Below are 6,148 nucleotides of genomic sequence, written 5' to 3'. Positions count from 1 at the left end.
GCTGTCCAGTGTATCAATCCACGCGGACCTGGTTCATGAGTGATGCATTGAGTGCTGTGCGAATCGATAAATGGCTCTGGGCCGCCCGTTTCTTCAAGACTCGCGCCCTGGCCGCCGAAGCGGTGAGCGGAGGACATGTCCATGTGAACGGGCAGCGGGTCAAGCCGGCCCGGACCGTCAAGGTGGGCGATCAGCTTCGCATCACGCGCAATGCCGAGGCCTGGGAGGTGGCGGTGCTGGGGCTGAACGACCGGCGCCGGCCCGCCACTGAGGCTCAGGCCCTGTACCGGGAGTCGGAAGAGAGCCGTATTCGACGTGCCGAGGAGGCCGAGGCACGGCGTTTGGCCCGGCTGGCCGTGCCCCATACGGAGCATCGCCCGGATCGCCGTGACCGGCGTCATATCCGCCGCTTCATCGGTAAGGAGTAGACCCGTGCCCAGACCCGTGACACCGCTCATCGCCGCTGACGTGATCATTCGTCTGAAGGATCAGGCCGATCGCATCGTGCTGATCGAGCGCCTGAATCCGCCCCATGGCTGGGCCTTGCCCGGCGGTTTCATGGATGTGGGGGAACCACTAGAGCAGGCCGCGGTCCGCGAGGCCCGGGAGGAAACCGGATTGGTGGTGCGACTGGAGGCCCTGCTGGGCTGCTATTCGGACCCTGGCCGGGATGAACGGGGGCATACGGTGAGTGCCGTCTATGCGGCGGTGGCCCGGGGGATGCCGGTGGCGGCGGATGATGCCAAGGCGGTCTGGGTCGTGGCCCCGGACCGGGTGGACCGGCCCCTGGCCTTCGATCATCGCCGGATACTGGATGACTATCTGGAATTCCGGCGCACGGGCCGGGTGGCGCCGCTAAGGTCGTTCTGAATGCATCATCCCTTGGCGTGAGCCATTCCCGCCTCTGAGTCTGTCATTATCCGTGCTGAGTCGGTCGTCAGTTTTTGAATCAGTCATTCCCGCGTACGCGGGAATCCACTCGCGGCTTGGGAACCCTGGACTCCCGCTTTCGCGGGAGTGACGGCCAGAGGGACTGTAGATGCAGTGAGGGAGTGATTCAGCGCTTCCCGCAGGGACTCATGGCAGTTCCCTCTCCCCCGATGGGAGAGAGGGGCGGAGGGGGGATTGATTAACCCCGTTCCTTGACCCACTTGCCGATGGCCGGCGGTACGGTCTTTTGTGCCTTGCCGCTCACATAGATGCCGATATGGCCGCCGGGGAAGGACAGTTCGGTGTAGTCCTTGGTGCCTACCTTTCCGGCCATGGCCTTGGAGGCATCCGGCGGTACCAGGTGATCCTGCTCGGCAAAGATGTTCAGCACCGGCATGGTCACATTGGCCAGGTCGATCTCGTGCTCGCCGATGTGCAGGCCACCGTTCATCAGCTTGTTCTGTTGGTAGAAGTCCTTGATGAACTGGCGATAGGTCTCGCCCGCCTGGTCCGGGCTGTCGAAGATCCACTTCTCCATGCGCAGGAAGTTATCCAGCTTGTCCTTGTCCTGCAGCACTTCCACCATGTCCAGATATTTCTGGCCCATGAGCTGGTAGGGCTTGAGGTTAAGGAAGGTCCAGTTGAGCAGTTCACCGGGGATATTGCCCATGGTGTCCACCAGGGTGTCCACATCCACATGCTTGACCCAGTGGGAGAGGATGTTGCCCGGGGTGTGGAAGTCCACCGGAGTCACCATGGTGATCAGGTTCTGCACCTTTTCCGGATGCATGGCGCTGTAGCACAGGCTGAAGGTGCCGCCCTGACAGATGCCCAGGAGGTTGATCTTGTCCAGCTTGTGGCGACGGCAGATCTCATCCACGCAGCGGTCCACGTACCCGTTGAGGTAATCATCCATGGTCAGGAAACGGTCGGCCCGGTCCGGGTAGCCCCAGTCGATCAGGTAGACGTCCATGCCGGCGTCCAGCAGACCCTTGACCGTGGAGCGGTCATCCTGCAGATCGGTCATGTAGGGGCGGTTCACCAGGGCGTAGACGATCAGCACCGGTACCGGATGCTGCACCACGGAGGCCGGTGCCTGGAAACGGTACAGGGTGAGCTTGTCTTCCTTGTAGACCGCTTCTTTGGGCGTCACGCCGGCAGGGATGTCGCCGGCGTCGGCCAGGTTCTGCAAGCCCTGGGTGAGCTTGTTCTGGAAGGTGGTCAGCTCGTCCATGACCTGATCGGGTCTGATCTGAATCGGAATCATTGGCCGTCTCTCCTTTTAGTCGCTCTGCTTGGCCTTGGTGGATGCGGTCTGGCGCTTGGTGGCCGTGCTACGCCCGCGGGTGCCGGTTGCGGCACTTTCTCCGCTTTCAGCGACCCCTTTGCTTTCAGCCTTGGCTTCAGCCTGCGCCGGCGTGGCATCGCCGTTCGCCTGTTCGGTCAGTTTGCGCACGGCGGTCTTGAGGGCCTGCATCTCACGACGGCTTTCCTGGAGGCGGCGGTGCAGGGTGTTGACCTCGCGGCGGGTGGGCATGTTCAGGCTTTCGGTAACCTCGTCCATGAGACGGGTGCCCTGGCGCTTTACTGCCATCAGGCTGTTGACCATCTCGCCGTAGATCTTGGCGTACTCCTCGGACATGACGAATTCGCCATAGACCTCTTCACAGACGTCCACCCACTCATCGTAGAGAGTACGCATGGAGGTAATGGGTTTGTCCTGACGGCTGGCATCGTCCAGTCGGGCCCGGAAACGGTCGATGGAGTCCATGCCTACCTTGTTGAAGGCGCCCTGGTAGTTCTGCATGGCCTGCTGGTAGTTGACCATCAGTTTGGCCAGATTCTGGTACTGCTCCTGGGATTCGCGGGTGTAGCCGACACCGGGTACGGACAGGAAGCGGTCCAGCTGTTCCTGGACCGCATCGCCATAGGGCGCGCGGGCCGGTGGCCGCAGGGCCTGCATGAAGTCGCCCGGCATGGGCATGAAGGAGGATGTGGCGCGGCTCCATGTGTCCAGGGGCATCTGCCAGAAGGCCTTGGCATCCTTGCTGGCACCAGGCATGTTGGTGAAACCCTGGAAGGCATTGCTCATCTGGTCCAGCCATTTGTTCACGGCTTCGGCGGCATTCTGCTGCCCGTTGTTGCCGCGATAGAGGTTCTCGGCCATGGAGAAATAGCCGCGACCCACGTTCATCATCTGTTCCAGGGCATCGTTGCCGGACAAGGGCATGCCGGTGGAGGCGGTCTTCCACCACTGGTCCAGTCCGTTCCCCCAGTTGGTGGTACCTTCGCTGCCACCCATGGACTTGCGGCTCATGTCCATCCAGGCAGACCAGTACTTGCGCTGGGCTTCCATCCAGTCTTCAGGGTTAAAGGGGTTTGAGTCAGCCATCAATCATCTCCTTTGGGTCCATTCTGGGCCAGGTGGTTATCATCCGGAGGGCTGTCGCGACCGGCCAATCGGAAACCCGGGCCCATGGGAGGTTTCCGGGCTTGGGTTGTCAGCACTTGGGACGATCCGACAGCGTACAGCATTATGAGGATAAGGTTAGCATAGAAGTTGTGCGGTGCAACATTTCCGCCGGGGTGGTGCGTCATGGTTGGTCATAGGCGCACCGCTTCTGGTATAAACAGCCGGAGTGATTCATTGATCCCCGAGACTGTCTCCCTTTTGGATCAAATATGCCAGGAAAGCAAGACCAAGTGCCCTGAAAGTGCGAGCCACCCCCGGTGCCGGGCATCATGATCCGGTCACGGGGCGGGCCACAGGCATACCATCTCAGAATACGCCCCTGATCAGGAGGATTTACATGGCTGAATCTATTGTCATCGTCGATGCGGCGCGCACCCCGGTCGGTACCTTCAACGGTTCCTTGTCCCAGATTCCGGCCTCGACCCTGGGGGCCATGGTCATCAAGGCCCTGCTGGCTCGCACCGGTCTGTCCTCTGAGCAGGTGGACGAGATCATCCTGGGGCAGGTGCTGCAGGCGGGCGTGGGCCAGAATCCCGCTCGTCAGGCCGCCGTGGAAGCCGGCATTCCCTATTCCTCTCCGGCCATGACCATCAACAAGGTCTGCGGTAGTGGCCTCAAGGCGGTTCATCTGGCCTGGCAGTCGGTCCTGTGTGGTGATTCCAATGTGGTGATCGCCGGTGGCCAGGAGAACATGAGCGCCTCTCCCCATGTGCTGCCCGGTTCCCGTCAGGGCGCCAAGATGGGCGACTGGAAGATGGTGGACACCATGATCAAGGATGGCCTGTGGTGTGCCTTCAATGACTATCACATGGGCACCACCGCTGAAAACATCGCTGGCGAGTTCAGGGTCAGCCGGGAGGAGCAGGATGCCTTTGCCGCCCAGTCCCAGCAGCGGGCCGAAGCCGCCCAGAAGGCGGGCTATTTCAAGGATGAGATCGTGCCGGTGGAGGTCCCTCAGAAGAGGGGGGAAGTGAAGGTCTTTGACACGGACGAATTTCCCCGTCACGGCACCACGGCAGAGGGTCTGGGCAAGTTGAGGCCGGCGTTCAGTCGAGACGGTTCGGTGACCGCGGGCAATGCCTCCGGCATTAATGATGGTGCCGCTGCCGTGATGGTCATGCGTGAATCCATGGCCAGTGAGTTGGGTCTCAACCCGCTGGCCCGTATCGTCTCCTTCGCCGCTGCGGGCGTGGACCCGGCGATCATGGGTACTGGTCCCATCCCCGCCACCATCAAGTGCCTGGAAAAGGCCGGCTGGCGTCCTGCCGATCTGGATATGGTGGAGGCCAACGAGGCTTTTGCCGCCCAGGCCATCGCCGTCAACCAGCAGCTGGGCTGGGATCTGTCTAAGGTGAACGTGAGCGGCGGTGCCATCGCCATCGGTCACCCCATCGGCGCCTCCGGTGCCCGGGTGCTGGTGACGTTGCTGCACGGCATGAAGCGTACCGGTGCCCGACGTGGTCTGGCCACCCTGTGCATCGGTGGTGGTCAGGGTGTGGCTTTGGCAGTGGAAGCGGTCTGACAGGGGCGAGGCCCCGGCCGGGTCCGGCGGACTTGTCGTCGGGTCCGGTCTCCTGCATGCAGTCCATGTGAAAGATTGATGGGAGAAGCGGGTGAATGAACCGCGGATAGTGAAGAAATACCCCAATCGCCGCCTCTACGATACCGAGGAGAGCCGGTATGTGACGCTGGCCGATGTGCAGCAGCTGGTGCGCCGCGGGATCGATGTGAAGGTGGTGGACAGCCAGTCGGGGAAGGATATCACCCGGGGTATCCTGATTCAGATCATCACCGAGCAGGAGACGGCCGGAGAGCCGCTCTTCACCACGGAGATGTTGGTGCGTTTCATCCGTTTCTACGATGAGGCGGTCCACGAGGCCTTTTCCGGCTACCTGGACCAGAGTTTGCGGTTTTTTGCCGATCAGCAGCGGGATTTCAATGACCGCATGCGCGGTGTGCTGGGTGGACGGGCTACCTGGGACATTACGGAGATGACCCGTCGCAACCTGGAGTTCTGGAAGGGCATGCAGGATCAATTCTTCAAGGCCGCAGTATTCCCGGGCTCAGGCCATGAGGCCAAGCAAGATCCGGCCGAGCCGCTGGGTGAGAAGCCGCCGAAGGATGCAGCCGCAGATGCCGCGGACGCAGAGCAGGGGGTGGGTAAAAAGCGGAAATGACCCGGCAGATCTAGAGGCCGACGGTGACGGCAGACGGGCCTGTGTCGCAAAATCGGCACGTCGCCTTGACGCCGTTTTCGGATGGGGTTATATGTTGCGCCGCAGCATGAGCAGCGGCAAGGCTGGATGCTGTGTCCATGCACCCCAAACACCGGAGAGCGCACCATGAACGACATGATCGAGCTGTTCAATAAGGCCAACCAGAGCGGCTTTGAAACCTTCCGCAAGCTGAGTGACATCAACCGACAGGCCTTTCAGAAGCTGTTGGAGCAGCAGCTGGACTTGACCACGGGCCTGGTGGATGTGAGCATGAAACACCTTGATCAGGCGGGCAAGGCCAAGGGGTATCAGGAGCTTTTGACCCTGCAGACGGACCTGCTGCGTGATTGCAGCCGGAAGATGGTTGTCAGTTACAAGAATGGTCATGAGATCCTGGACGACGCCCGCAATTCCATGACCCAGTTGATGGATGACTCCGTCAAAGCGGCGGAAGAAACCGTCAGGCACGTGAGCACTGTCGCCAAGAAGGCTGCCTGATTTCCTTTTTCGCAGCCCTCAAGGCCAGTCA

6 protein-coding genes and 1 pseudogene are annotated in these 6,148 nt (G+C 61.3%); 5 read left to right on the top strand and 2 right to left on the bottom strand.

What is annotated here, in order from left to right; genetic code table 11:
* The first annotated feature begins 35 nt into the window (after positions 1 to 35).
* Positions 36 to 428: an RNA-binding S4 domain-containing protein gene (locus LQ952_RS05130; RefSeq protein WP_238621588.1), complete on the top strand. Its 393-nt coding sequence runs from the start codon at positions 36 to 38 to the stop codon at positions 426 to 428.
* Between the two features lie 4 nt (positions 429 to 432).
* Positions 433 to 870, top strand: coding sequence for an NUDIX domain-containing protein (locus LQ952_RS05125; protein WP_238621585.1), 438 nt, complete (start codon positions 433 to 435; stop codon positions 868 to 870).
* A gap of 259 nt (positions 871 to 1,129) precedes the next feature.
* Here LQ952_RS05125 and LQ952_RS05120 read toward each other — a convergent pair whose 3' ends face one another.
* Together LQ952_RS05120 and phaE are read right to left on the bottom strand one after the other, a co-directional pair.
* A complete protein-coding gene (locus LQ952_RS05120) occupies positions 1,130 to 2,197 on the bottom strand; it encodes a class III poly(R)-hydroxyalkanoic acid synthase subunit PhaC (protein WP_238621584.1) in 1,068 nt (355 codons plus the stop codon).
* Positions 2,198 to 2,212: 15 nt separating this feature from the next.
* Entirely contained in the window at positions 2,213 to 3,322 is a 1,110-nt protein-coding gene (gene phaE / locus LQ952_RS05115) for a class III poly(R)-hydroxyalkanoic acid synthase subunit PhaE (RefSeq protein ID WP_238621583.1), read from the bottom strand.
* A gap of 418 nt (positions 3,323 to 3,740) precedes the next feature.
* On the opposite strand from phaE, the gene LQ952_RS05110 reads away from it, so the two are divergent.
* The 3 genes and pseudogenes from LQ952_RS05110 (at position 3,741) to LQ952_RS05100 (ending at position 6,117) form a co-directional block, all read left to right on the top strand.
* Positions 3,741 to 4,925, top strand: a complete 1,185-nt coding sequence (locus tag LQ952_RS05110) for an acetyl-CoA C-acetyltransferase (RefSeq protein WP_238621582.1) — start codon at positions 3,741 to 3,743, stop codon at positions 4,923 to 4,925.
* Between the two features lie 91 nt (positions 4,926 to 5,016).
* A pseudogene (gene phaR / locus LQ952_RS16030) lies at positions 5,017 to 5,334 on the top strand (polyhydroxyalkanoate synthesis repressor PhaR); the annotation flags it as partial.
* Between the two features lie 411 nt (positions 5,335 to 5,745).
* On the top strand, positions 5,746 to 6,117 hold the full coding sequence (locus tag LQ952_RS05100; protein ID WP_238621580.1) for a phasin family protein: 372 nt from the start codon (positions 5,746 to 5,748) through the stop codon (positions 6,115 to 6,117).
* Positions 6,118 to 6,148: the final 31 nt, after the last annotated feature.

The sequence above is a fragment of the Ectothiorhodospira lacustris genome (assembly GCF_022227785.1).
Lineage (GTDB): Bacteria > Pseudomonadota > Gammaproteobacteria > Ectothiorhodospirales > Ectothiorhodospiraceae > Ectothiorhodospira > Ectothiorhodospira lacustris.
Note: the sequence above shows the minus strand (reverse complement) of the source record. Positions and strands in the feature narration are given on the sequence as shown.